This window comes from Caulobacter sp. 602-1 (genome assembly GCF_003931565.1).
In the GTDB taxonomy this organism is placed as follows: Bacteria; Pseudomonadota; Alphaproteobacteria; order Caulobacterales; family Caulobacteraceae; genus Caulobacter.
The window spans coordinates 1-287 of the sequence record NZ_RRYI01000146.1 but is presented as its reverse complement, the minus strand read 5'-3'; the positions used below and the strand labels follow the sequence as shown (position 1 = coordinate 287).

The window sequence follows — 287 nt, the reverse complement described above, 5'->3', positions numbered from 1 at the left end:
GCTATGGCCCCGACAGTGTCTGGGTGCAGGAAATCACCTCGCTGACCCGGCGCGACACCAGCCAGACCTTGGGCTCGGACACCCAGGCGTTCGGCTTCGTGGCCGGCTATGAGGCCATGGGCGACGCCGGCGGCGCGCTGGGCCTGACCCTGGCCTATACCAGCGTCGAGGAACACGACACGGTCGCCAAGGTCGGCGAGCAGGCCACCGCCTCGTTCGTCCAGACGGGGGCCTACTGGCGTCGTTCGGTCGGCGGCTGGCGCGTGAACGCCGGCGGCGGCCTGGGC

The 287-nt window shown here is 71.4% G+C and carries 1 protein-coding gene; it reads left to right on the top strand.

Annotated features, from left to right (window positions below; genetic code table 11):
- Positions 1–287 (top strand): hypothetical protein (locus EIK80_RS25640; RefSeq protein WP_148099148.1); only part of this gene is annotated, 287 nt, incomplete at both ends.